The sequence below is a fragment of the Saccharopolyspora sp. NPDC045839 genome (genome assembly GCF_056431645.1).
In genome coordinates this window covers 251615-275669 of sequence record NZ_JBWKKH010000006.1, presented here as the reverse complement: position 1 = coordinate 275669, position 24055 = coordinate 251615, and the positions used below count along the sequence as shown (strand labels likewise).

General features: G+C 71.9%; 24 protein-coding genes. 10 read left to right on the top strand and 14 right to left on the bottom strand.

Features of this window, described 5'->3' with window-relative positions:
- Positions 1-161: 161 nt before the first annotated feature.
- From purE to AC07EQ_RS11790, 3 genes are all read right to left on the bottom strand, one after another.
- Entirely contained in the window at positions 162-647 is a 486-nt protein-coding gene (purE, locus tag AC07EQ_RS11800; protein WP_478388017.1) for a 5-(carboxyamino)imidazole ribonucleotide mutase, read from the bottom strand.
- Between the two features lie 73 nt (positions 648-720).
- On the bottom strand, positions 721-1905 hold the full coding sequence (locus AC07EQ_RS11795; protein WP_478387970.1) for a 5-(carboxyamino)imidazole ribonucleotide synthase: 1185 nt from the start codon (positions 1903-1905) through the stop codon (positions 721-723).
- Between the two features lie 222 nt (positions 1906-2127).
- Complete coding sequence (locus tag AC07EQ_RS11790; RefSeq protein WP_478387969.1) at positions 2128-2931, bottom strand: hypothetical protein; 804 nt, start codon at positions 2929-2931, stop codon at positions 2128-2130.
- Positions 2932-3126: 195 nt separating this feature from the next.
- Between AC07EQ_RS11790 and AC07EQ_RS11785 the strand changes: the two genes are divergently transcribed.
- Entirely contained in the window at positions 3127-5568 is a 2442-nt protein-coding gene (locus tag AC07EQ_RS11785; RefSeq protein WP_478387968.1) for a sigma-70 family RNA polymerase sigma factor, read from the top strand.
- Positions 5569-5617: 49 nt separating this feature from the next.
- Complete coding sequence (locus tag AC07EQ_RS11780; RefSeq protein WP_478387967.1) at positions 5618-6145, top strand: GtrA family protein; 528 nt, start codon at positions 5618-5620, stop codon at positions 6143-6145.
- A gap of 109 nt (positions 6146-6254) precedes the next feature.
- Here AC07EQ_RS11780 and AC07EQ_RS11775 read toward each other — a convergent pair whose 3' ends face one another.
- Together AC07EQ_RS11775 and AC07EQ_RS11770 are read right to left on the bottom strand one after the other, a co-directional pair.
- Positions 6255-7529 (bottom strand): ATP-binding protein, encoded by a 1275-nt coding sequence (locus tag AC07EQ_RS11775; RefSeq protein ID WP_478387966.1) that lies wholly within the window; start codon positions 7527-7529, stop codon positions 6255-6257.
- 6 nt (positions 7530-7535) lie between these two features.
- Positions 7536-8210, bottom strand: coding sequence for a response regulator transcription factor (locus tag AC07EQ_RS11770; protein ID WP_132485343.1), 675 nt, complete (start codon positions 8208-8210; stop codon positions 7536-7538).
- A gap of 116 nt (positions 8211-8326) precedes the next feature.
- Here AC07EQ_RS11770 and hisN point away from each other — a divergent pair, with 116 nt between their 5' ends.
- Complete coding sequence (gene hisN / locus AC07EQ_RS11765) at positions 8327-9100, top strand: histidinol-phosphatase (protein ID WP_478387965.1); 774 nt, start codon at positions 8327-8329, stop codon at positions 9098-9100.
- A 271-nt stretch (positions 9101-9371) separates the two neighbouring features.
- On the opposite strand, the gene AC07EQ_RS11760 is transcribed toward hisN, so the two are convergent.
- The 5 genes from AC07EQ_RS11760 to AC07EQ_RS11740 form a co-directional block, all read right to left on the bottom strand.
- Positions 9372-11309, bottom strand: a complete 1938-nt coding sequence (locus AC07EQ_RS11760) for a DUF2339 domain-containing protein (RefSeq protein ID WP_478387964.1) — start codon at positions 11307-11309, stop codon at positions 9372-9374.
- Positions 11310-11396: 87 nt separating this feature from the next.
- Positions 11397-11702, bottom strand: a complete 306-nt coding sequence (locus tag AC07EQ_RS11755; RefSeq protein ID WP_452617910.1) for a hypothetical protein — start codon at positions 11700-11702, stop codon at positions 11397-11399.
- Positions 11699-13999 (bottom strand): TNT domain-containing protein, encoded by a 2301-nt coding sequence (locus AC07EQ_RS11750; protein WP_478387963.1) that lies wholly within the window; start codon positions 13997-13999, stop codon positions 11699-11701. Before AC07EQ_RS11750 ends, AC07EQ_RS11755 begins: the two co-directional genes overlap by 4 nt.
- Before the next feature lie 7 nt (positions 14000-14006).
- Positions 14007-14327, bottom strand: a complete 321-nt coding sequence (locus AC07EQ_RS11745; RefSeq protein ID WP_478387962.1) for a WXG100 family type VII secretion target — start codon at positions 14325-14327, stop codon at positions 14007-14009.
- Positions 14328-14329: 2 nt separating this feature from the next.
- Positions 14330-14791 (bottom strand): YbaB/EbfC family nucleoid-associated protein, encoded by a 462-nt coding sequence (locus tag AC07EQ_RS11740; protein WP_478387961.1) that lies wholly within the window; start codon positions 14789-14791, stop codon positions 14330-14332.
- Between the two features lie 277 nt (positions 14792-15068).
- Here AC07EQ_RS11740 and AC07EQ_RS11735 point away from each other — a divergent pair, with 277 nt between their 5' ends.
- Positions 15069-15518 (top strand): MaoC family dehydratase, encoded by a 450-nt coding sequence (locus AC07EQ_RS11735; protein ID WP_478387960.1) that lies wholly within the window; start codon positions 15069-15071, stop codon positions 15516-15518.
- Positions 15519-15647: 129 nt separating this feature from the next.
- Here the strand turns inward: AC07EQ_RS11735 and AC07EQ_RS11730 are convergent, their stop codons facing one another.
- The 4 genes from AC07EQ_RS11730 to AC07EQ_RS11715 form a co-directional block, all read right to left on the bottom strand.
- Entirely contained in the window at positions 15648-16304 is a 657-nt protein-coding gene (locus tag AC07EQ_RS11730; RefSeq protein ID WP_478387959.1) for an adenosylcobinamide amidohydrolase, read from the bottom strand.
- Complete coding sequence (locus AC07EQ_RS11725) at positions 16301-17269, bottom strand: hydroxymethylglutaryl-CoA lyase (protein ID WP_478387958.1); 969 nt, start codon at positions 17267-17269, stop codon at positions 16301-16303. Before AC07EQ_RS11725 ends, AC07EQ_RS11730 begins: the two co-directional genes overlap by 4 nt.
- Positions 17269-17790: a PH domain-containing protein gene (locus AC07EQ_RS11720; protein ID WP_132485325.1), complete on the bottom strand. Its 522-nt coding sequence runs from the start codon at positions 17788-17790 to the stop codon at positions 17269-17271. The genes AC07EQ_RS11725 and AC07EQ_RS11720 overlap by 1 nt, the downstream gene beginning before the upstream one ends.
- A gap of 75 nt (positions 17791-17865) precedes the next feature.
- The gene (locus AC07EQ_RS11715; protein WP_478387957.1) at positions 17866-18696 is read right to left on the bottom strand and encodes a biotin--[acetyl-CoA-carboxylase] ligase; all 831 of its coding nucleotides are present in this window, start codon (positions 18694-18696) and stop codon (positions 17866-17868) included.
- Positions 18697-18789: 93 nt separating this feature from the next.
- On the opposite strand from AC07EQ_RS11715, the gene AC07EQ_RS11710 reads away from it, so the two are divergent.
- The 6 genes from AC07EQ_RS11710 to AC07EQ_RS11685 all read left to right on the top strand — a co-directional run bounded on the left by AC07EQ_RS11710 (position 18790) and on the right by AC07EQ_RS11685 (position 23924).
- Positions 18790-19110: a nucleotidyltransferase family protein gene (locus AC07EQ_RS11710; protein ID WP_478387956.1), complete on the top strand. Its 321-nt coding sequence runs from the start codon at positions 18790-18792 to the stop codon at positions 19108-19110.
- A gap of 29 nt (positions 19111-19139) precedes the next feature.
- Positions 19140-19451 carry a HepT-like ribonuclease domain-containing protein gene (locus AC07EQ_RS11705; protein WP_478387955.1) on the top strand — a complete coding sequence of 104 codons (312 nt, stop codon included), beginning with the start codon at positions 19140-19142 and terminating at the stop codon, positions 19449-19451.
- 82 nt (positions 19452-19533) lie between these two features.
- Positions 19534-21432 carry a Xaa-Pro dipeptidyl-peptidase gene (locus tag AC07EQ_RS11700; protein WP_478387954.1) on the top strand — a complete coding sequence of 633 codons (1899 nt, stop codon included), beginning with the start codon at positions 19534-19536 and terminating at the stop codon, positions 21430-21432.
- 204 nt (positions 21433-21636) lie between these two features.
- Positions 21637-22272, top strand: coding sequence for a Maf family protein (locus AC07EQ_RS11695; protein WP_478387953.1), 636 nt, complete (start codon positions 21637-21639; stop codon positions 22270-22272).
- Between the two features lie 79 nt (positions 22273-22351).
- On the top strand, positions 22352-22441 hold the full coding sequence (locus tag AC07EQ_RS11690; RefSeq protein ID WP_351134134.1) for a putative leader peptide: 90 nt from the start codon (positions 22352-22354) through the stop codon (positions 22439-22441).
- 151 nt (positions 22442-22592) lie between these two features.
- Positions 22593-23924, top strand: a complete 1332-nt coding sequence (locus tag AC07EQ_RS11685) for a dicarboxylate/amino acid:cation symporter (RefSeq protein ID WP_478387952.1) — start codon at positions 22593-22595, stop codon at positions 23922-23924.
- The last annotated feature ends 131 nt before the right edge of the window (positions 23925-24055 follow it).

Here is a 24055-nt window from a genome sequence, read left to right as displayed (position 1 = left end):
TCCATTGAAATTGCGGAAGTTGTCCACAGGCGTCGGCGTGTCGGGGTGCGACACGCCGACGATCTCCGGTTTCAATTGAAACTGGGGATCCGGTTCCAATGAGCGTCACGCAGGTTGGAAAACCTCAATGGAAATTGCGGAGAACCCGGGTGGGCGTGAGGTCAGCCGTGGGCCTTCTGCTGGAGGGCATCGTGCTTGCCGAGGACCATCGTCTCCAGGTCCGCCTGGAACTTGGCCATGTCCGCGCGCAGCCGGGCGCCCAGCTCGCCGGAGTCCGCCGCCAGCGTCCGGACCGCGAGCAGGCCCGCGTTGCGCGCCCCGCCCACCGACACCGTCGCCACCGGCACGCCGGCCGGCATCTGCACGATCGACAGCAGCGAGTCCATGCCGTCGAGGTACTTCAGGGGCACCGGGACGCCGATCACCGGCAGCACCGTCGCCGAGGCGACCATGCCCGGCAGGTGCGCCGCCCCGCCCGCCCCGGCGATGATCACCCGGATGCCGCGGTCGGCCGCGGTGCGGGCGTAGTCGAGCATCCGCTGCGGCGTGCGGTGCGCGGAGTAGACGCCGGCCTCGAACGGCACGCCGAACTCGGTGAGCGCGTCGGCCGCGGCCTGCATCACCGGCCAGTCGGAGTCGCTGCCCATGATCAAGCCGACCAGTGGATTCTCGCCTGCCACGCTCGGACCTCTCGCTTCGCTGCGTCGTACGGGTGCTGTGTCAGTGGATCTCGTGGCCGTCGAGCCACTCGGCGTGCGACAGCCAGTGCGCGGCCAGCCGCGCCTGTTCCCGCACCTCGTCCATCCGGTCGCCGAGCACGGTGATGTGGCCGAGCTTGCGCCCCGGGCGCTCGCTCTTGCCGTACAGGTGGACCTTCGCGTGCGGGTAGCGGGCGAACAGGTGGTGCAGCCGCTCGTCCACGCCCATCTTCGGCTCGGTCGGCGAGCCCAGCAGGTTGGCCATCACCACGGCCGGCGCGGTCGGCTCGGTGCTGCCCAGCGGGTAGTCGAGCACGGCCCGCAGGTGCTGCTCGAACTGCGAGGTGCGGGAGCCCTCGATGGTCCAGTGCCCGGAGTTGTGCGGGCGCATCGCCAGCTCGTTGATCACCAGGCCGCCGGCGGTCTCGAACAGCTCGACCGCGAGCACGCCGGTCACGCCGAGCGACTCGGCGATCTTCAGCGCGAGGTCCTGGGCCTGCTCGATCAGCTCCGCCGAGGCGTCGGGGGCCGGGGCGAGCACCTGCACGCAGATGCCGTCCTCCTGCACCGTCTCCACCAGCGGCCACGCCGCGCCCTGCCCGAACGGCGAGCGCGCGACCAGCGCGGCGAGTTCCCGGCGCAGCGGCACGCACTGCTCGACGAGCAGGTGCGAACCGCTCTCCAGCAGCTCGGTGACGGTGCGCTTGGCGCTGTCCGGGGTGTCGAGCACCCACACGCCGCGCCCGTCGTAGCCGCCGCGGGCGGTCTTCAGCACGCACGGCCAGCCGTGCTCCGCACCGAACTCCAGCGCGTCGCCGACCGAGGTGACCTCGGCGAACGGCGGCACCGGGAGGCCGAGTTCGGCGAGCTTGCGGCGCATCACGAGCTTGTCCTGCGCGTGCAGCAGGGCATCCGGCCCGGGCTGCACGGAGACACCGGACGCGGCCAGCGCGCGGAGGTGCTCGCCGGGCACGTGCTCGTGGTCGAAGGTGACCACGTCGCACCCCTGCGCGAAGTTCTTCAGCGCCTCGAGGTCGGCGTGGTGGCCGATCTCCACGTTCGGCGCAACGAGTGCCGCGGCGTCGTCCGCCGAGGTCGCCAGCACCTTCAGCGACTGCCCCAACGGGATCGCGGCCTGGTGGGTCATCCTCGCGAGCTGCCCGCCACCGATCATGCCGACAACTGGGGTTCCGGTGCGGTGGTCCACGCCGCCAGCGTAGAGCGGCGACCGGCCCGCACCAGCGCCGGGATCGCCCGACGCGACCCACCTCACAGCCCGGAGGCCCGCGAAAATCGGTCCTCCAGTTTCCATTGAGGTTTTTCCAACCTCGTTTTGCGTAGCGCCTCCTGATGTATGCCCACTGGAGGACACCGGTGTTCCGGGCGACGACGGGCCCGGAGACTTCCGCGGTTTCAATTGAAACCGCGGTCACAGGGACGCCAGCAGCTCGCAGGCCTCGTCGTGACCGTCCGGCAGGACGTCCTCGCGCAGCACCACCGGGCCGCAGCCGCGCAGGGCCGGATCCGCCGCCAGGCGGTGCTGGATCGTCCAACGCGCCTGAATGCAGCGTGCGGGCAGCAGCCGGTCGCGCTGCGCCAGCACCACCGCCGTCGCGGACCGCAGCAGCGACGTCGTCTCCCCGCCGTCGAACACGGCCCGCAGCGCGTCGGCGATCAGCACCATCGCCATCATCCGGGGGTAGTCGTCGGCGGTGGCTCCGAGCGAGACCGTGACCAGCACGTGCCCGTTCCCGGCCGGGTGCCCCTCGACGCGGGCCGCCCGGTACACCTCGTGCAGCCGGGTGCGCAGGTAACCCGCGGTGGTCAGGCCCGTGAGCGGGTCCTCCACCTCGCGCCCGACCGACATCCGGGCCACCACGTCGGACCAGCCCAGCGCCGTGGCGCGCACCATCGCGGTCGGCACCGCGTCCGGGTCGGCGGACACCAGCCCGTCGTGCGAGCCGACCGACACCGCGTGCAGCGCGGCGAGGTCCTGCAACGTCCCGGCGAGCCCTACGCCCGCCTCTGCCCGGGACGCGCCGAGATCGGCCAGCGATTCCGCCAAGCTGTCCCCCGCCACGACCGCCGCGCACACCACGTCCACCGCGTCCGATGCCCAATCGCTCGGAAACGGCCAACCTGCGGCGAGGCTGGCCGTTCGCCAGCGGGATCGCAGCGCACGCCGACGCCCGTCCACCGTCGTCGCGTCACACCTGAGCGGCCACTCCCTCATGCTCAACGCCCCTTCTTTTCAACTCCCTGTCAATGGGACGGGGCAATTCGTCGCCCATGACGGTGGAGTTGATGGCGCGGGCAATAAGATCTAGATCACAATATTCTTCGGCTTTGACACGTCATGACATCGGCCGAAGAGGACTCCCTACTACGAACGGGATCTGCGAACGCCCTGCGGGGAGGAAGGTGCGGCGTGGCGACAGTACCGGCGGAAGTGCAAGGGCCCAGTGACACCGAGCTGCTGGAAGAGGTCCGCAGCGGCTCGTCGGCGGCCTACGCGCAGCTGTACGAGCGGCACGTCGGCGCGGCGTACAACATGGCGCGGCAGGTCGCGAAGTCCCCGGCCGAGGCCGACGACCTGGTCTCCGAGGCCTTCGCGAAGGTGCTCGACACGCTGCGCGACGGGCGCGGCCCGAACACCGCGTTCCGCGCCTACCTGCTGACCGCGCTGCGGCACACCGCGTACGACCGGACCCGCCGCGAACGCAAGGTGCAGCTCGCCGACGACGTCGCGGAGGTGTCCGGCGCCGACGTGAGCGTGCCGTTCACCGACACCGCGGTCGCCGGGCTGGAGCGCACGCTCGCCGCGCAGGCGTTCACCCGGCTGCCGGAGCGCTGGCAGACCGTGCTGTGGCACATCGAGATCGAAGGCCAGACGCCGGCGCAGGTGGCGCCGCTGCTCGGCCTGACGCCCAACGGCGTCTCCGCGCTCGCCTACCGGGCCCGCGAAGGGCTCCGCCAGGCCTACCTGCAGGTGCACCTCGGGCAGGTGGACGCCGCCGAGGCGGGCGTCGAGCAGTGCCGGGCCGCCGTCGACCGGCTCGGCGCGTGGACCCGGGGCGGGCTGTCCAAGCGCGAAACCACCCAGGTCGAGACGCATCTCGACGGCTGCGACCGCTGCCGCGCGCTGGCCGCGGAGCTCGCCGACGTCAACGGTGCGCTGCGCGTCATCATCGCGCCGCTGGTGCTCGGCGGGTCGGTCACCGGCTACCTCGCCCTCTCGTCCTCCAGCGGAACGGTCGCCGGCGCGGCAGTCGCCGCGGGCAGCGCCTCCGGTGCGGCGGGCGCCGCCAGCGCCGGGCCGCGCCAGGCGGTCACCGCCGGGGCGGCCACGGCGGTGCTGGCCGCGGCCGTCGCCCTCGCCCTGGCCTCCGGCACCGATCAGTCCGTGCCGGTCGCGCAGGCTGCCCCACCACCCGCCGCCGCCCAGCCGCCACCGCAGCCCCCGGCTCCTCAGCCTCCGGCGGCTCAGCCGCCGACTCCGGCTCCGGCTCCGGCTCCCCAGCCGCCCACGCCGCAGCCGGCACCCGCGCCGCCGCCACCGGCTCCGCCTGCGGCGACGCCGGTGCTGAACGCCTCGAGGCCCGCCGAGCCGATCCAGCTGGTCGCCGACGGTGATCCGGTCGCGTTGCCGATCACGGTGAACAACAGCGGCTCCGGGCCGTCCGAGCCGGTCGTCTCCACGCTGAAGCTGCCGCCGGGCGTGTCCGCGCAGCTGCCGAACGCCATCCGGTCCGGACCCGCCTCGACGAGCCCGCAGAGCCGGGTCGCGTCGTCGATCCCGGTTCGCGCGCAGGCCCCGGACGCGCCCTCGGTGAGCTGCACGAACGGCTCCGGCTCGATCACCTGCACCACCGATCGCGGCCTGCGGCCCGGCGAATCGTTCGTCTTCGACTACCGCATCCAGGCCGACGAGTCCGCCACCGGCGGCGAGATCACCGCGAACATCAGCGCGGGCATCGAGATCCAGCTGCGGTTGCCGACGGTCCCGGTCGTGGTCCGGCCACCGGCGGTCGATGGCGTGGATGTCAGGGCCTCTTCCTGGAACCGGGGTGGCCTGCGGCTTTGCGAAGGCCACGACACCCCGGGCCACGTGCCCTGGCTGTGCAGCCGGATCGCGATCGACGTGCGCAACACCGGAACCAGCACCGGGCGCGCCGAGGCCGTGGCCGAGCTGCCGCCGGGCGTGCAGGCGACCGGGCTGTCACCGATGTGCGACTTCGAACCAGGCTGGATCCGGTGCGCCGCCGAGCTGGCGCCCGGCAAGTCCTTCCGCAGCGAGGCCTGGGTGACCGCGCTGCCGGGATTCCCGTGGCCCGAGCTCCCGCGGCCGGTGGGCCTGCTCTCGCCGGAGCCGGCCGGTCCGGTTCCGGAGAACGGCTGGCTCATCCGCGAGGTGACGATCCCGGTGGCCGCGGAGCTGGGGTCGGCCGACGACAGCGACCCGGTGACCGTGCGGCTCTGGTTCCCGTGGCTGCCGACGCCGCCCGAGCCGGAACCGCCGGCGCCGACCAGCACCGCGCCGGAGTGCCCGTGGCCGCCGCACCCGGGCTGGGGTGACCGGCCGCCGTGGGAATGGGGCCAGCGCCCGCCGCACTGCTGGTGGCCTTGGCCTCCGGCGAACTCGTCGCTGCCGGATTCGCCTGTTCCGACGACGACCGCGCCGCCGACCAGCACGACGACCACGACGCCACCGACCACCACACCGCCGGCCACGTCGACGCCGCCGAGCAGCACCACGCCACCGACCAGCACTGCACCGCCGACCAGCAGCACGACGCCGCCCACGAGCAGTTCGGCACCGCCGAGCAGTTCGACGACGGGGTCAACGTCACAGCCGCACCGACCGAGGTAATTCGGCGACTGAGCTCGCCCGGTCGGAGCAGCTCCGTAGACTCGAGGTTGTGTCCGCTGTCGATTCGGTACTCGCTCGCATCCCGCAGCCGTACCGGTCTCTCGCGATCCGGCATCGCGAGCTGTTGAAGTTCGGGGTCGTCGGCGCGATCACGTTCTTCATCGACACGGGCATCTTCTACGCGCTGAAGCTGACGATCCTGTCGCCGAAGCCGGTCACCTCGAAGGTGATCGCGGTGCTGGTCGCGACGATCGTGTCGTACGTGCTGAACCGGGAGTGGTCGTTCCGCACCCGTGGCGGCCGGCGGCGGCACCACGAGGCGACGCTGTACTTCGTGATCAGCGGCATCGCGGTCGGGATGTACTCGGCGCCGCTGTGGGTCTCGCGGTACCTGCTGCACCTGCAGACGCCCTTCACCAGCCGGTTGGTGGAGGAGATCGCCGACTTCACGTCGGGGCAGATCATCGGGTTGCTGGTGGGCATGGCGTTCCGGTGGTGGGCGTTCCGCAAGTGGGTCTTCCCCGCCGAGCAGGCCGACCGCCGGCCCGCACCCCGCGACCGCATCTCCACCCCTTGACGTTCCGCAATTTCCATTGAAATCGAAGGTTCGATTTCAATGGAAATTGCGGCGTTCGCACGCGCGAGCACCAGCACGTGGACACCTGCGCAGCGGGGAGGCCGGGAGCTCAGCGCGGGGTGGACGCGCGGTTCCAGGAGACTCCGAGGATGTCGTCGGCGCGGGCGATCGGCAGGTACACCTCGAACATCGCCGGGCGCGCCTGGCTGAGTTCCAGGCGGCCGCCGTCGGCCTCGACCAGTGCGCGGGCCAGCGCCAGGCCGACGCCGGTAGAGCCGTGTCCGGAGAAACCGCGCTCGAAGACGTACGGCACCAGCGCGTCCGGCACGCCGTGGCCGGAGTCGCCGACCTCCACGACCACGGTCCCGGCGCCCTGCCGCGCCGCCAGCGTCACGGTTCCCTCGCCGTGCCGGAGCGCGTTGTCGAGCAGCACGCCGATCGTCTCCCGCAGCCGAGTGGGCGTGGCGCGGGCGAGCACGCCTTCCGACACCTTCAACCGCAGCGTCCGGCCCTCGGCCTTCAGCGGCTCCCGCCACTCCCCCGCGACATCGGTGAGCAGGCTCGACACGTCCAGCGGTTCGGCGTCCCGGGAGCGGGCCGCGGTGGCCGCCGCGAGCAGGTCGTCGAGCACGCCGGAGAGGCGTTCGGCCTGCTCAAGGGCGGCGTTGGCCTCCTCGGTGATCTCCGGGTCGTCCGTCGCGGCGAGGGCCTCCAGCCGCAGGTGCAGCGCGGTGAGCCTGCTGCGCAACTGGTGCGAGACGTCGCCGACGAGGTCGCGTTCGCGCTGCACCAGCTGCGACAGCGCCGCGCCGGAGGCGTCCAGCGCGTCGGCGACGCGATCGAGTTCCGGGACCTGGTGCCGCTGCGGGTCGGCGCGGAAGTCGCCGGCGCCGAGCCGGGCCGCGCGGGCGGCGACGTGCTTCAACGGGTCCGAAAGCCGCCGGGCGGTGAGGGTCGCGACGATCATCCCGGTGCCCGCCGAGAGCACCACCAGCATCAGCACCAGCCCCGCCACCTGCAGCTGCTGGGTGCGCACCGGGCCGCTCGGCGCGGCGATGGTGACCGTGCCGCTCTGCACCATCGGCACGCTCTCCACCAGCGGTTTCTCCCCGGGGTCCGGCCCGTAGGTGTAGTCGTGCGCCTGCGTGCGCACGATCAGCCGGGCGCCGTCGGGCACCGCCAGCCTGGCGGCGTTGAGGTCGATCGCGCGCTGCGAGGCGATCTGCTCGTCGAGCAGCGTCGCGATCTGCTGGGCGCGGGTGGACAGGTCGCCCGCGGTGAGATCCTGGACGAGCTTCAGCGCGCTGAACCCCAGCGGCAGACCGAGGACGACCGCGGTCACCGCGACGGCGAGCAGCGTGGCCTGCAGGATTCGGCGGCGCATCGCGGATCAGTCCGAGTTGAAGCGGAACCCGACGCCGCGCACCGTGGCGATCCGGGTCTCGTCGAGCCGCCCGTTGCTGTCGCTGAGCTTCCGGCGCAGCCACGAGATGTGCATGTCCAGCGTCTTGCTGCCCTTGCGGTCGGACTCCGGCCAGACCTCTTCCAGGATCTCCTCGCGGGTCACCACCTGACCGGCGTGCTGCATCAGCACCCGCAGCAGCTCGTACTCCTTGTTCGCCAGCTGCACCTCGTGCTCGTTGACCAGCACCCGGCGGGCGGTCAGGTCGAGCCGGACGCCGGAGGCCTCCAGGGTCTCCGGGGCGCCGCGGCGCAGGAGGGCGCGGATCCGGGCCATCAGCTCGGCGAGCCGGAACGGCTTGGCGACGTAGTCGTCGGCTCCCGCGTCGAGCCCGACGACGAAGTCGACCTCGTCGGTGCGCGCGGTGAGCATCAGCACCGGGAGGCCGCGGCCCTGCGCCCGCAGCCGTCGGCACACCTCCAGGCCGTCCATCTCCGGCAGCCCGAGATCCAGCACCAGGAGATCGATCCCACCGGAAGCCGCGGCTTGCAGCGTCGATGGACCGTCCTCGATCACCTGCACCGAATAACCCTCGCGCTGCAACGCCCTGGACAGCGGCACAGCGATGGCCGGGTCGTCTTCTGCCAGCAGCACCACGCTCACGCTCTCCAGCCTAGAGGGCGCGGATGATCACGTCCGTCGTCATGGGCGATTCGCCGGACCCGGCTGGTCGCGGGCCCTTGCCGGATCGCCCGGGGAGGCGGACTAGGGTTCCTTGCGTGACCAGCGATCTCGATCTCGCACTGCACCTCGCCGACGTCGCGGACGGGATCACCGGCGCCCGGTTCCGGGCCCGGGACCTGAGCGTGGACCGCAAACCCGACCGCACGCCGGTCACCGACGCGGACCTCGCGGTGGAGGACGCGGTGCGCGAGGTGCTCGCCGCGCAGCGCCCGGACGACGTGGTGGCCGGCGAGGAGCGCGGCGGCACCGCCGGCGAAGGCCGGGCGTGGGTGCTCGACCCGATCGACGGCACAAAGAACTTCCTGCGCGGCGTCCCGGTGTGGGCGACGCTGATCGCGCTGGTCGACGACGGCCGTCCGGTGGTCGGCGTGGTCAGCGCGCCGGCGCTCGGGAAGCGCTGGTGGGCGGCGGCCGGTGCCGGCGCCTGGTGCCGCACCGGTGACGCGGAGCCGGAGCGGATCGGGGTGTCCGGGGTGCGCGACCTCGCCGACGCGTACGTGTCGACGACCCACCTCGGCACCTGGGTGGAGTACCACTCGCGGGAGTCCTACCTGCGGCTGATCGACGCCTGCTGGGAGAACCGGGCGTTCGGCGACTTCTGGCACCACTGCTTGGTCGCGGAGGGCGTGATCGACATCGCCGCCGAACCGATCGTCAACCCGTGGGACGTGGCGGCGGCCCAGATCCTGGTGGAAGAAGCGGGCGGCAAGTTCACGGACCTGTCCGGAGAACCCCGCTACGACGGCGGAAGCGCGCTCGCCACCAACGGCCACCTGCACGAGGAAGCACTGCGACTGCTGCAGAAGTAGGCTCCGGCGGCCGGCCGCGAGGACCGGGGAGGCGCGCCGATCCGGTCTGGGATCGCCAACGAAGCAGGGCGCCCCGGCTGAACTCGTGGATCATCGCGCCGCCCAGCAGAAATCCCAGTGCCGATCGGTAAAGCCGCGCGCCTCGACGACTTCAATACACTGTGGACACTGCTGCGATTCGCGGCGTTCGGCCTGGTCAGGACCCGTGAGCACTTTGTGCTGCTATGGCGACACAAAGTGCTCACGGGCCTTACCTGCGGAGACGGGCCGTTCAGTCCGCTGGCTTGGCCTTGGCCAGGAGGCGGGCGTAGGCCGAACCCGCCGCCAGGAGGATCAGGCCCGCGCAGAGGAAGGCGATCACCCGGGCCACGCCGTCCAAGGTCGCCAGGTCGAACAGCAGCAGCTTCGCCAGCGACACCGCGATCAGCACCATGCCCGCGATTCGCAGGTGCTTCACCCGGACTCCGCGCAGCAGCAGCGCGATCGCCGCCACCACCCAGCTCAGCGTGATCAGGATGTGCGCGGTCAGGAATCCCGCCCGCGCGTCGTGCACCAGCAGGCACGCCGCCATCGTCGCGCTCGCCGTTCCGTACAGCAGCGCCAGTCCCGAGGCCGCCCACGGCAGCAGCGATTCCGGCAGGCCCGCCAGCTTTCCGATGCGCACCGCCGCAACCGGCAGGGCCACCGCCACCAGCGCGATCAGCAGCCCGGCCAGCATGCCGCGGACTCCGGTTCCGCCGTGGTACCAGAGCAGCACGGTGATCGGCAGCTCGTAGATGAACGTCAGCAGGAAGCCGAAGGCCGCGTAGCACGTCGCGCCGAGCAGCACTCCCCCGCTGCGCAGCACGAACGCGCCGACGCTCAGCAACAGCGCCTCGCACAGCAAGGCCGTTCCCCAACTCGACGAATCCAGGAAGACCAGCGTCGTCTGCACCGCCGCGACGGCGGCCATCCCGCCGACCGCGGCGACGAACCTCGTCGACAACCGGCTCCGGAACGCCGGTGTGAACCGCCCGACGGCCCAGATCGCCAGCAGCAGCGCGGTCATTCCGCCGCCGATCGTGCCCGCTGCGGGGCGCTCCAGCATCAGCGGCCCGGCCAGGAACGTCGGCGTCGGCGCGGCGATGAGCAGGCCGATCGCCGTCCAGTCCGCTGCCGGGCGAGCGGCGGCGGTGATCGCCGCGACAGCCACGCCCAGCACCGCGGCGACGAAGATCGCGGCCACGAGCGTGGTGTCGTTGACCCACATTCCGCGCACGCTCGCCGCCAGGGTGGCCAGCACGGTGGGAATTCCGGCCGCCAGCGCGAGGCCCGCCCAGCCCCGTCGCACCTGCACCGGAGTCGCCGCGACCTGCAGCAACACCAGGAAGCTCACCAGCAGCGAATCCACCGTCCACGTGATCAGCGGCGCGCAGATCGCCGAGCTGAGCACGACGCCGAGGGCCAGTGGCTGCGCGCGCCAGCGATCCGCGAGCGCCAGGCCCGCGACGCTGACCGCGAGGCCGACGCCGAGCCCGGCGGGCACCGACAGATAGGCGTAAAGCGCGGTGGCCGCGACCACGTCCAGGAACAACGCGCCGAAACCCGTTGTGGCCAGGGCGAATCCGGCGATCCGCCCCGCTGCGCCCGGCTGCTCGGGCGCGGACCGGCGGTGCATCCACCACCCGGCCGCGACGAGCAGCGCGGCGAGCACCGCGCCACCGGCGACCCTCGCGCCCGGCCCCAGCCAGTCCTGCTGCACCGCGAGGATCAGCAGGAAGACCACGCCGAGCAAGGTCACCCCGGCACCGACCCAGGCCAGGACGCGGCTCGGTTCCAGGCCCGTGCCGGCCGGCCGGGCGCTCGGTGCCGGAACGTGCGCCAGGCCCGGATACGGCTGCGGATACGGCGCACCCGCCTGCTGCGCGGGATCCTGCTGCTGCGCGGCGGCGAATCCCGCTTCGGGACCGGTCGGCTGCTGGTCCGGCTCGGTCTGCTGCACGGCAGCGGCTTGCTGATCAGGCGCGACTTGCTGCGGCGCGACGGCCGGTTGCTGCGACGGCACAGGTTGGTATTCCTGCTGCGCAGGGCTGGCCTGGTGGTGCGGGAACTGCTGCGGCGCTTGCAGCTGCGCCTGCACCAGGTTGCCCAAGTACGTCAGTCGCCGGCCGATGGCTTGCAACTCGCCTGCGACCAACTGGAGCGCTTCGCCGGGCTGTGGTTGCGACATGATCCCCAGTCTGGGGGCGCGTCACCCATTCGGCATCGGTAGCACTACTCACCAGGGATCACAGCTCGGTACGGATGCGCTCGGCGCTCAAACCCGCTGCGCCGGGGTGCCCTTCGGCGGCGTGCTCGTCACGTCGAGCGGCCCGACGACCCCGCGCAACGCCTGGGTCCAGGTCAGCCGCCCGAACAGGTAGAAGCACGCCACCTGCTCGTTGCTGAACCGGGCCCAGTCGTAGCGGTTGCCCTGCTCCCGCCAGAAGACCTCCCAGGCGGGCGCACCGTCGACCTCGTCGCGGATCAGGCACCAGGCGTCGTCGGCCTCGGCCCCGAGGGACACCAGCTCCTCCGGGACGCCCATCGCCACCAACCAGCCGAGCACGGACTCGGTGTTCACTTCGCGGCCTCCTGAGTCGTCCCGCCGTCAATCGTTCCCCCGTCGCGCACGATCCGCACCGTCTGCGCCACCTTCGCCTCGGACTCGTCCCGGGTCGGGGCGGCTTCCTCGGCTTCCGGGTCGTCGGGCTCGCGGGTGGTCTGGAGGGGCGACAGCACGACTTCGCCATCCTCCTCCGTCTCCTCGCGCGCGATCCGCAGCGTCGCCGCCTCGGCGATCTCCCGCGCCTTGGTCAACTCCACCAGGTAGCCGAGCCCGACCAGGTCGGCGAGCGAGTAGGTCGCGCGGAAGCGCATCCCACCGCCGGGCTGCGCGAACCACGGTGCCGCAACCGCCTGCCACACCGGCAACGGGCGCATGACCCGATACCGCCGGTAGTCGCGCTCGTCGTAGGCGGCGGGCAGCGAACGCTGCGCGAAAGGCGTTGCCACGGCGAACAGAATCCGCCCATCGCCGCTGCCCAGGCAGTCGAGCACCGTGTCGGGCTCCAGCACCACCGGCTCCGCCGGTTCCACGCCGCCCGCCGGGAACCGCTCCGCGGGCGGCCACGCGAACTCGCCGTCGCGCCGCAGGAACTCGCGCTGCCACTCCTGCTCGCTGAGCTCGCCGAACGGCTCGTGATCCACCGCGAGCTCCGCGGGCAGCTGCTCGGACTCGCGGCGCTCGTCCCGATAGCGCTGCGCTGCCGCATACGCCTCGGCCGATCGCACCCGCCCCAGCGCATCGCTGTCGTCGACCAGGCGGGACCGTGGATGGTCCTGCGGCGGGAAGTTCAGGCCCGGCCTGCCCTCCTCGGCCACCTCCGGAACGGGCAACTGCCTGCTCGCCTTGCTCGCCGCGACCGGCATGTAACCGATCGGGAACTGGTGCAGCACGAACGCCACCACGTCCGCGTTCCGGCTGGCCTGCCGCAACGGCCGCTGCGGAGCCTCCTGCGGCACCGGAACCGGCGGCTGCGCCGGAGCCGGCAGCGGGCGCAGCGGAGCGCGCTGCATCGGCTGGCTCACCGGCGCAGGCGGGGCTTGCGGAGCAGGCCCGCCGAAGGCCACCGGGCCACGCGGAGCGGCCGGCGGCATCGGCGGACGCGCTGCGGCCGCCGGAGGCGGAGCAGCCGACGGCGGCGGAGCGCCGGGCACACCGGGCTGGGCCACGAAGTGGCCGCCCGGCGCCGCCGGAGGCGGCGGTGCGAAGCCCTGCGGCGGCGCAGCCGCGCCGGGCAGCGGCGGCGGAGCCTGTGGAGCCTGCGGCGAAGCCCAGGCGGAGTGCACGGCGTGCGGCGCGGTGCTGGAGGCGGGGTCGCCGCCGTCGGGCGTCCAGCCCGGGCGGGCGGAGTCGCCGATCACCGGGATCGGGCCGGTGCCGGCGTCGGCGAGGCCGGGCGCCCAGCCGCCGGGATCGACCTTGACGGGGCCGGTGTGCTCGGCATCGCCCTGCCAAGGGTTCGCGGTTCGTGCCACTTCTCCGACAGCGCCGTGCGCACCTGCTGCCACTCCCCCAACGGTCTCCTGCGCGGGCCGACCGAGGTCTCCGCCCACGCCCCCGACATCACCGGCGACCTCGCGGGCCGCCCGACCGAGGCCACCAACGGCCTCATGCGCTCCTCGGTCAACAGTCTCGTGCGCCGCTCGGCCAACGCCACCGACGGTCTCGTGCGCGGTCTTACCGAGATCGTCGACGGCACCGGTCACCCCGCCGGACGCAACGCTGTCCACAGTGGATGATGCGAGGTCGGTGCCGGATCGCACGGCGCCGCCGACCGTCGACAGCAGGCCGGGCGAGCCGCCCGATTCCACCAGCACGCCGCTGTCGAGGTCGACGGCAGAGGTCAGCGTGTTGTGCACCTGCGCCACGCTCGCCGCCGCGCCGTTCACCGCCGAATCCAGCGCCGCCAGCGCCTGCGGATGCCCTGCGGCGGCCGCCTGCTCCGCTGCATCGGTCTGCTTCGCCAGCGTCACCAGTTCCCGCACCAGCTGCACTTTCGCCGCGCCGACCTGCTCGGCCGCGTGGTCCAGGCGGTCCGCAGCGGCCAGGCACTGCTGCGCCGACTCGGGCAGAACCCCGTCTCCCGCGGCGAGCTTGTCCCAGTCACGGCGAGCCGCCTGGGCCGCCTCGCCGTCGATCGCGCCGAGCGCACCCTGCGCGGTGCCGTCGGCGGCCCCGGTGAGCGCGTCGATCGACTTCGCCGCGTCACGCCAAGCCGACGCCGACTCGCGCATCTTGTCCTCGTCGGCCTCCGGCCACTTCGCGCCCGCGCGCGCCGCGACATCCCGGAGTTCCGCGGGAAGTTCGATGCCCATCCGCAGGTCACCCCCGCCCGGCTAGCCGGCCGAACTCCTCGGCGCCGCCGATGTCGGCCCGCTCCGTCGTCGCGGCGGTCGCGGCGAACTTCGCGCCCATCTCGCTCAGCCGCCCGGACAACGTGTCGAGGCCGTCCAGCGCCTGGTCCGCCCGGCCGCAGTGGGTGCGGGCGAAGTTCTCGCCGATGTCGTCGCCGCCCCAGCAGTCACCGGCCGCATCCAGCGCCTGGCGCAGGGTGTCGGCGATGCGCCGGGCCTCCCCGGCGAGACCGTCGAACTCGCCGGCGTGCTTGGTCAGCTGCCCGATGTCACTCCGGAAGCCGCTCATCGTCACCACTTCCGTTCCGCCGGGCCCTGCCGCAACCAGCTCGCATCCGAGAGGTCCTCGTCTTCATCGACATTGTCGTCGATGCGCCGCGGTTCGTTGCGCGGTGCCGGATCCGCCGGGATCTCGGCGTGTCCGCCCAGCAGCAGCTCCGGATCGGCACCTGCGGGCAGCACCTCGGCGAGCACGTCGGCGGCCCGGCGGGATGCGGCCTGCGCCGCCGCGGCGGCCAGCTGCACGATGAGCGCCGCGAGCTGGGCCGGGCGCTGCCGCTCGTAGACGTCGTCGGCGAGCACCACTTCACGCAGCACGCCCTGGGGGCCGACCATGACCTGCACGCTGCCGTCCCTGGAGCGGGCGGTTTCCGCGATCGCGGACAGGTCCCGGTGCGTCTCGGCGAGCCGGTCCCGACTTCGCCGGTAGTCCGCCATCAGCTCTTCTACCTGGGCACGGTGGTCGATCGACACGGCCGCTCCCCTCCTGTTCGCTGGCGGATCCGTCGCAAGCGCGCGGCGCTCGCATCCGGTCGGCAACGGCAAAGCGGTCGTCCGCGGGCCGGCGACCCGCAGACTGCACGTCGCGACTTGGACGATTCCGCTGCGCTGATGGTTCCATGTCGGCCCCGGGAATTTCCGCCCGGCCGACCAGCGGCACCGGAATGTCCGATCCGCCCCGGAAAGGCCGATCGCGATCCGCGAGCACCCCTCGGCGCGGATTCCCGGGGCCCGCTGCGACGATGGGTCGATGGGCACGATCGCTTACGAAGACCTCACGCCGGGCCGGGTTTTCGACCTCGGCGAGGTGAAGGTCGACCGAGCCGAGATGCTGGCCTTCGCCGAGCGGTTCGACCCGCAGCCGTTCCACCTCGACGAGGAAGCGGGCCGCAACTCCGTGCTCGGCGGGCTGTGCGCGTCGGGCTGGTTCACGGCATCGCTGTGGATGCGCGGCTACGTCGACAACGTGGTGGCGGACTCGACGTCGCAGGGCTCCCCCGGCGGCAACGAGCTGGCCTGGCTCGCGCCGGTGTTCCCCGACGACGTCCTGCGGCTGAAGATGGAGGTCAACAGCCAGCGCCGGTCGCTGAGCAAGCCGAACCTGGGCCTGGTGGAGATCACCGGAACGGCGAACCGGGGCGACGGGCGCGTCCTGCGCTTCACCTTCGTGGCGATGTTCGGCACCCGCGACCAGACCTGATCACGACCGCGCAATTTTAGGCAAAATCGGGAACCCACCGCACGATGCGGCACCAGGGAAATTTCCAATTTTAGGCAAAATCGGAAGGTCACCCACCCGCACGGCGCGGTGCCAGGGAGGATCCCGATTTTAGGCAAAATTGGGGTCTTCGCCGTGGCGCGGGTTCTGGACGCGCAGGCCCGCCGTGACCGCCGCGTGCACCGCCCGCGCCAGCCCCGCCCCGATGCGGGAGCGCGGGCCGCCGTAACTCTCGGCTTCGCCGTCCAGCGGGCAGAGCACCACCGTCGCGTCGGTGACCGTCCCGGTTCCCGCGACACCCGATTCGATCAGGGCTTGCGCCTTGGCTTCGGCGACCGTCGCGACCGCGTTCACCAGCGCCGCCTCGCTGAGCCGCACGGGCGACCAGCACACCGCGTTGATCGTGCCCGGCTTCCAGGACGTCACCGCTTCTTCGCGGGCCGCCGCCCAGATCGGGCAGCCGACGCCGGTGGTCACGCTCGCGCGCACCCCGCCGTCGACCGCCGTCACCTCGTGCCGCACATCGACCGCGGTGAGCAACCCGACGCCATCACCGCAGAGCCCGAGCTCGGCGGCCATCTCGTCGACGTGCGCGGCCGGATCCGGGTTGTCGTAGTCGGTCATCACCGTCGCGTTCAGCACCCACGACCGCGGGCCGATCCCGCCGCCGCGAGCAGCGGACGAGATCGCCAGCCACGGCCGAGCGCAGCGCCAGGCCAGCACCGGACGACCGCGCAACACGTGCAGCGCCGCGGAGGGCGCGCTCACGAACCCGATGCCTCGGCGGCACCCAGCGCCTTGACCACCCGCGACGGGCTCGGCCGGCCGAGCCGCTCGGCCATCCACACGCTGGTCTCCACCAGTTTGCCGAGGTCGACGCCGTGCTTGAGGCCCAGGCCGTCGAGCATCCACACCAGGTCCTCGGTGGCGAGGTTGCCGGTGGCCGACTTGGCGTACGGGCAGCCGCCCAGCCCACCGGCCGAAGAATCCACTGTGGACACTCCGTGCCGGAGCGCCGCGTAGGTGTTGGCGAGCGCCTGGCCGTAGGTGTCGTGGAAGTGCACCGCGAGCCGGTCCACGCCGATCCCGGCCGCGACGAACGCGCGCAGCAGCGACTCGACGTGCCCGGGGGTCGCCACGCCGATGGTGTCGCCGAGCGACAGCTGCCAGCAGCCCATCTCCAGCAACCGCTTGCCCACCGCGACGACCTGCTCGACCGGCACGGCGCCCTCCCACGGGTCGCCGAAGCACATCGACACGTAGCCGCGCACCGCCAGCCCCTCGACGACCGCGCGCTGCACCACCGGGTCGAACATCGCGAACTGCTCGTCCAGGCCGCGGTTGAGGTTGCGCCGGGTGAACGTCTCGGTCGCCGCCGCGAAGATCGCGATGTCCCGCACGCCCGACTCCAGCGCCCGGTCCAGGCCCCGCGCGTTCGGCACCAGCACGGGGTACCGCACGCCCGGCACCTGCTGCAGGCCGGCCAGCAGCTCGGCGGCGTCGGCCAGCTGCGGCACCCACTCCGGGCGGACGAAGCTGGTGGCCTCCAGCACGCCCAGCCCCGCGTCGGCCATCCGCTGCAGGAACTCCAGCTTGACGTCGAGCGGGACGACTTCCTTCTCGTTCTGCAGCCCGTCGCGGGCGCCGACCTCCCAGATCGTCACCTCGGCCGGCAGCTCGCCCGGCTCCGGCGAGGCCACCTGCATCGGCAGTCCCAGTTCACGCGGCCCCATCAGTAGTCCTCCCTGGCGCGGTTGTCCCAGTCGTCCCGCGGGTCGTCGTTGACCTCGCGGTACAGCAAGGTGTGCACCCGCTCCACCTGCGGGATGTCGTCGAACTCCAGCGGCTCGTCCGAGGCGGATTCGACGACCAGGGTGCCGCAGCCGAGTATCCGGTCCAGCAGGCCGTGCCGGAACCGCACCGAGTTGATCCGGGACATCGGGATGTCGACGCCGCTGCGGGTGAACACGCCCTCGCGCACCATCAGCCGGTGCGTGGTGACCACGAAGTGCGTGGTCCGCCAGCGCACCAGCGGGGCGAGCGTGAACCAGACGACGAGGACCGCGCCGACGACGGCGAGCCCGATCCAGACCGGCACGTGCCAGCCGGTGGGGGCGGCCAGCGCCGCCAGGTAGGAACCGCCGCCGACCACCACGAACAGGACCAGCACCGGGACGATCAGCATCTTCCAGTGCGGGTGCTTGTGCACGACCACGTGCTCGTCCGCGCCGAGCAGGCCGTCTGGGTAGGCCACCGGATCCCTCCTCAGCCTCTTCGCAGGTCGCCGGTCACGTTACCGGCTGGGTCCGTCCGGTCACGCCACCGCCGGTCAAGCGCGGCGCAGGTGGACCACGTCACCCGCGGACACCGCGGTGGTCCGGCCGTCGGGGGTGCGTACGACGATCCGCCCGGTCTCGTCGATGTCGGTCGCGACGCCGAGCAGCTGGTCATCGCCGCCGAGCTCGACCCGCACCTGCTGCCCGAGGGTGCCGCACAACCGCCGGTACCGGTCCAGCAGGCCGGACGCCGCCATGTCGCCACCCGCGGCCCGCCACCGGTCGTCGACCTCGGCGAACGCCGTGAGCAACGCCACTGCGAACTCCTCGCGGTCGACCTCCGCGCCCTCGGCCGCCAACGACGTCGCGGGCAGGCCGCCGGCGCCTCGCGGCAGGTCCTCGCGCTTCTGGAACACGTTGATGCCCATGCCGAGCACGATCGCCACGCCATCGGGCCCGGTCACCGCCTCGCCCAGGATCCCGGCGCCCTTCGACCACTCGTCGCCGTCGCCGAGCAGCAGGTCGTTCGGCCACTTCAGCGTGGCGCGCACGCCGGTCGTGCGCTCGACGGTCTCGGCCAGGGCGACCCCCGCGATCAGCGGCAGCCAGCTGATCGCGACCGGCGGCACCTCGGGGCGCAGCAGCACGCTGACGAACAGCCCGTGCCCGCGCGGCGAGGCCCACTGCCGCTGCATCCGCCCGCGCCCGGACAGCTGCTCCTCGGCGATGAGCACGGTCCGATCGGCGGCACCGCGCCCGGCGGCGGCCACCAGATCGGTGTTGGTCGACCCGGTGCTCACCACCACATCCAGCGCGGCGTAAGGCCCGTCGTCGACCAACCTGGCCCGCAACCGCGGACCGTCCAACAAAACCGGAACACCCACGACCTCAGCCTAAGCCGCAACTGGACCGCTCCGACGCAGAGCTGGGATGATGGCGGACAGTGAGCTGGGACTGGAACGCCGGAAGGAGCCGCCATGACCTCGGTCGTCGACGCCCCGCACCGCCGCGTCACCCTCGACGAAGTCCGGGCCCACCGCGACCAGATCTACGAGATCGCGGAGCGCTACGGCATCGACAACGTGCGCGTCTTCGGCTCGGTAGCCCGTGGTGAGGCTGATGACGACAGCGACCTGGACCTGCTGATCGACGTCGCCCCCGACACCAGCTTGTGGGACATGTCCGGCTTCGCACTGGACGTCGAGGACTTGCTCGACGTCTTCACCCAGGTCGTGACGCCGAACGGCCTGAAGCCGCGGATCCGTGACGAGGTGCTTGCCGAGGCGGTGCCGATTTGAAGCGGCAGACGCCCGAACGCCTGCGAGACATGATCGAGTACGCCGAGAAGATCCTGCACCGTGCGCCGAAGGATCGGCGCGCATTCGACGACGACGAAGTTCTCCAAACGGCATTGCCGCACTGGATCGAGAACCTCGGCGAGGCCGCGAACGGCGTGGACCGGGATGTCCAGCGCGCGCACCCGCAAGTTCCATGGCGCCAGATGATCGCCATGCGCAATCGAATCACCCACGGGTACTTCGAGCTCGACATGGGTACCGTTTGGAACGTCGTCGACCGCGAGATTCCGCGGTTGTTGCCGCAGGTTCGGGCGATCTTGGGATCCGTCGAGAGCCGGTGAGGCGCTCCCCACTTTCGGCTGTGCCCAGGATTGATCTTGGACCCTAGGCTTCGCCTTCGAGATCTTCTCGGAGGTGGACGCTGTGGGGAGAAGCCGCTGGTGGGCGTTGCCGTGCGCGGCGTTGGTGCTGGCCGGTGCCGCACCGGTCGCCGCCGCTGAGCAGGTGCGGGACGGGCGGAGCCAGCCCGTCTTCGCGGCCGAGCCGGTGCGGGAGACCGTTTGGGTCGAGACCGGGCTGGACGGCGACGGTGACGGCGTGATCGACCGGGTCGCCGCCGACATCGCACGGCCGGCCGGAACCGACCGGCCGGTGCCGGTGATCATGGACGCCAGCCCGTACTACTCGTGCTGCGGCCGGGGCAACGAGAACGAGTTCAAGACCTACGACGACCAGGGGCGGCCGCTCGGCTTCCCGCTGTTCTACGACAACTACTTCGTGCCGCGCGGCTACGCGACCGTGCTCGTCGACCTCTCGGGCACCAACCGCTCCGAGGGCTGCGTGGACGTCGGCGGGCCGTCGGACATCACCTCCGCGAAGGCCGTGATCGACTGGCTGAACGGCCGCGCGAGCGGCTTCGACGCGGCGACCGGCGGGAACCCGGTCGGCGCCGGCTGGTCCACCGGCGACGTCGGCATGATCGGCAAGTCCTACGACGGCACGATCGCCAACGGCGTCGCCGCCACCGGGGTCGAGGGCCTGCGCACCATCGTCCCGATCGGCGCGATCAGCTCCTGGTACGACTACTACCGCTCCGACGGCGTGTCCTTCGGGTTCGACCCGGTCGGCCTCGCCCAGAACGTCGAGGAGGGCGGCCGCCCCGACTGCCGCCAGGTCAAGCAGGAACTGGTCGCCGGCGCCCCGGCCAACGGCGACGTGACTCCACTGTGGACAGAGCGGGACCACGTGCCCCACGCGGACCGGGTCACCGCGAGCGTCTTCGCCGTGCACGGCCTGGGCGACCTGAACGTCAAGACCATTCACTTCGGGCAGTGGTGGGACGCGCTGGCCGCCAAGGACGTGCCGCGCAAGCTGTGGCTGAGCCAGACCGGGCACGTCGACCCGTTCGACTTCCGCCGCGCCGAGTGGGTCGACACCCTGCACCGCTGGTTCGACCACTTCCTGCTCGGCATCGACAACGGGATCACCGAGGAACCGGCCGCCAGCATCGAACGCGCCCCCGACACCTGGGCCGACGAGCCGGGCTGGTCCGGCGAGCAGGCGCAGGCCACGACGCTGCACCCGCGCGAAGACGGGCTCGGCACGGAACCGGCGCCCGGCGGGACGGCCTCGTTCACCGACGATCCCTCGCTGGACGAGTACGACTGGGCCGCCCGGCCCGACCAGCAGTCCCCCGCCCGCACGCTGTTCAGCACCGCCCCGCTGGGCGGTGACCTGCGCCTGGCCGGGACCGGGTCGGTCACCGTGACGGCCGTGCCGAGCACGCCGACGGCGCACCTGTCCGCGATGCTCGTCGACTACGGCCCCGCGACCACCCGCGACTACCTGGGCCAGGGCGAGGGAATCCGCACGCTGCAGACGGAATCGTGCTGGGGCGAAAGCCGTCCCGGCGACGATGCCTGCTACAAGGACACCGAAGCCACCACCACCGACGTGGACTTCGAGATCATCGCGCGCGGCTGGGCCGACCTGGCCAACCACGAGTCGCTTTCGGCGGAGCGGCCGCTGGAGCCGGGCAAGCCGTACACCATGACGTTCCGCCTGGCCACCACCGATCACGTGGTCCCCGCCGGCCACCAGCTGGCGCTGATCATCGGCGGCACGGACAGCGCGTTCATCGTCGCGCCCCGGCAGCCCGGCCAGATCGGGCTGGACCTGGCGCAGACCTCGGTGACCCTGCCGGTCGTCGGCGGGCCGCCGGCCGTGACGTCCGCCGGCGTCGACGCCGCGGAGAACAGGTCGCCGCAGGTTCGCCCGGACCGCGTCCCGGCGCGGCCGGACGTCCAGCTCAACCGCGACTGACCCGACGGGGCCGTGAGTCTTTTGGGTTGCCATAGCCGCCCAAAAGACTCACGGCGCCGCGACCACCTCAGCACACCACGAACAGTCCTATGTAGACACCATGATCGCCTGCAGCCGGCGCTGGCCGGGGGCGATTTCGCGCGAAATCGCCGTCCCCCCGGGCCGCAGGCCCGGCGCCTCCCGGCGCGGCACTAGCATCGGGGCGTGCGCTTCGTGCTTGCTTCCGCATCGCCCGCCCGCCTGTCCGTGCTCCGCTCCGCCGGGATCGAGCCGCTGGTGCAGGTCTCCGGCGTCGACGAGGACGCGGTCGCCGCCGCCCTGCCCGACCCCAGCCCGGCCGAGCTGGTCACCGCGCTGGCGCAGGCGAAGGCCGAGGCCGTGGTCGCCGACATCGCCGCGACCGAACCGGACGCCGTGATCGTCGGGTGCGACTCGATGCTGCTGATGGCGGACGGCGAGATCGTCGGCAAGCCCGGCACTCGCGAGGCCGCCGCGAAGCGGTGGGCGCACAACGCCGGGAACGACGGGCAGCTGCTGACCGGGCACGCCGTCGTCCGGCTGCGGGACGGCAAGATCAGCGCGCGCACGAAGGGGCATCTCAGCACCACCGTGCGGTTCGGCACGCCCACCGAGGCCGAGCTCGACGCCTACCTGGCGACCGACGAGCCGCTGCACGTGGCGGGCGGGTTCACGCTCGAAGGCTTCGGCGGCTGGTTCATCGAAGGCGTCGACGGCGACCCGTCGAGCGTGCTCGGCATCAGCCTGCCGCTGACCCGCAAGCTGCTGGCCGAGATCGGCGTCAGCGTCGTGACGTTGTGGAACACGCCGATCACCAAGTGACACCAGATCTCCGCATCTGAGTGAATACGAACACAATTCGGTTACCCACGGATGGGTTTCGCCGCGCGCCTGGTTACAAATGTTCGCGATGGGAACCCTCCGACGGCTGTACCTGACTTCGCGCCTGCACGTCGATCTGCGACGGCAGGCCAGCTCCGTCTGTCTTTGATCGGACGCTCGGCACCGCGATAGCGGCTGCCCCGGCAAGCGAAACCGCCTCCTCCGACCACGCGCACAGCGCGAGTCCTGCGCCGCTGCGCGAACGAGCCCGGAACCGCCGCCACCTCCGAATCCATCCTTCGACACCTCGGGAGATCCCTGTGTCCACCTCCGCCGGCCGATCACGCCTGCGCTTCAACCCCAAGGTCTTCGCCGTGGCGGTGATCGCCTCCCTCGTGCTGGGCGCACTGCTCGGCTGGGTCGCCAAGCAGACCGACGCGGAATGGCTCGTCACCACGCTGAAGACCATCGGCAGCACCTTCACCAAGCTGCTCACCTTCACCGTGCTGCCGCTGATCTTCACGGCGATCGTGGTGGGCATCAACAGCCTGCGCGGCGTCGGCGGCGGCCGGACCGCGGCCCGGCTCGGCGGCAAGACGGCCCTGTGGTTCGGCATCACCTCGCTGATCGCCGTGGTGATCGGCCTGCTGATCGGCGGGCTGTTCCAGCCCGGCAAGGGCCTGGTCATCGAGCCCGACCCGGAGAAGCTGGCCTCCATCGGCGAGAAGACGCAAGGCTCCTGGCTGGACCTGATCACCGGGCTGGTGCCGAGCAACCTGATCAGCGCGTTCGCCGAGGGCGAGACGCTGCAGGTGGTGTTCGTCGCGCTGATCATCGGCGCCGCGACCTACAGCCTGGGCGAGAAGGCCGCGCCGTTCGTCGACTTCAACAAGGCCGCCTTCGAGGTCATCCAGCGAGTGCTCGGCTGGATCATCCGGCTCGCCCCGCTGGGCACCCTCGGCCTGATCGGCAACGCGGTCGCCACCTACGGCAACGAGTTCTTCGTGCCGCTGCTGAAGCTGATCGGCTCGACCTACGTGGCCTGCGCGCTGGTGCTGTTCGCGGTGTACCCGCTGCTGCTGGCGTTCGTGGCCAAGGTCAGCCCGGTCAAGTTCTTCGCCAAGTCCTGGAACGTGCTGCAGTTCGCGTTCGTCTCCCGGTCCTCCGGGGCGAGCCTGCCGCTGACCCGGCAGACCGCCCAGGACCTCGGCGTGCCGGCGTCCTACGCGAACTTCGCGGTGCCGCTGGCCACCACCACCAAGATGGACGGCTGCGCCGCGATCTACCCGGCCGTCGGCTCGATGTTCATCGCGAACCTCTTCGGCATCCAGCTCGGCCCGGTGCAGTACCTGACGATCATCGCGGTCGCGGTGTTCGGCTCGATCGCCACGGCCGGCGTCACCGGCTGGTTCACCATGCTGACGCTGACCGTCGGCGCGCTGGGCTTCCCGCCCGAGGTCGTCGCCACCGGCATCGCCATCGCCTACGCGGTCGACCCGATCATGGACATGGCGCGCACCGCGACCAACGTCGCTGGCCAGATCGTGGTCCCGGTCGTGGTCGCCCGCAGCGAGGGCCTGCTCGACGACGAGGTCCTCGCCAAGCCGAGCACCCCGCTGGTCGGCGACGACAGCAATCTGGTCAAGGCCTGACGCAGCACCACCGGAATCCGGCGTTCACCCCGCCCGAACGCCGGATTTCCGCATTGTTGGCGGAGTTTTCACGCGGCCCGGAATCCGGTGCCGACCGCCCCGACCGGAGGTCCGCCGAACGTAGGATGGGG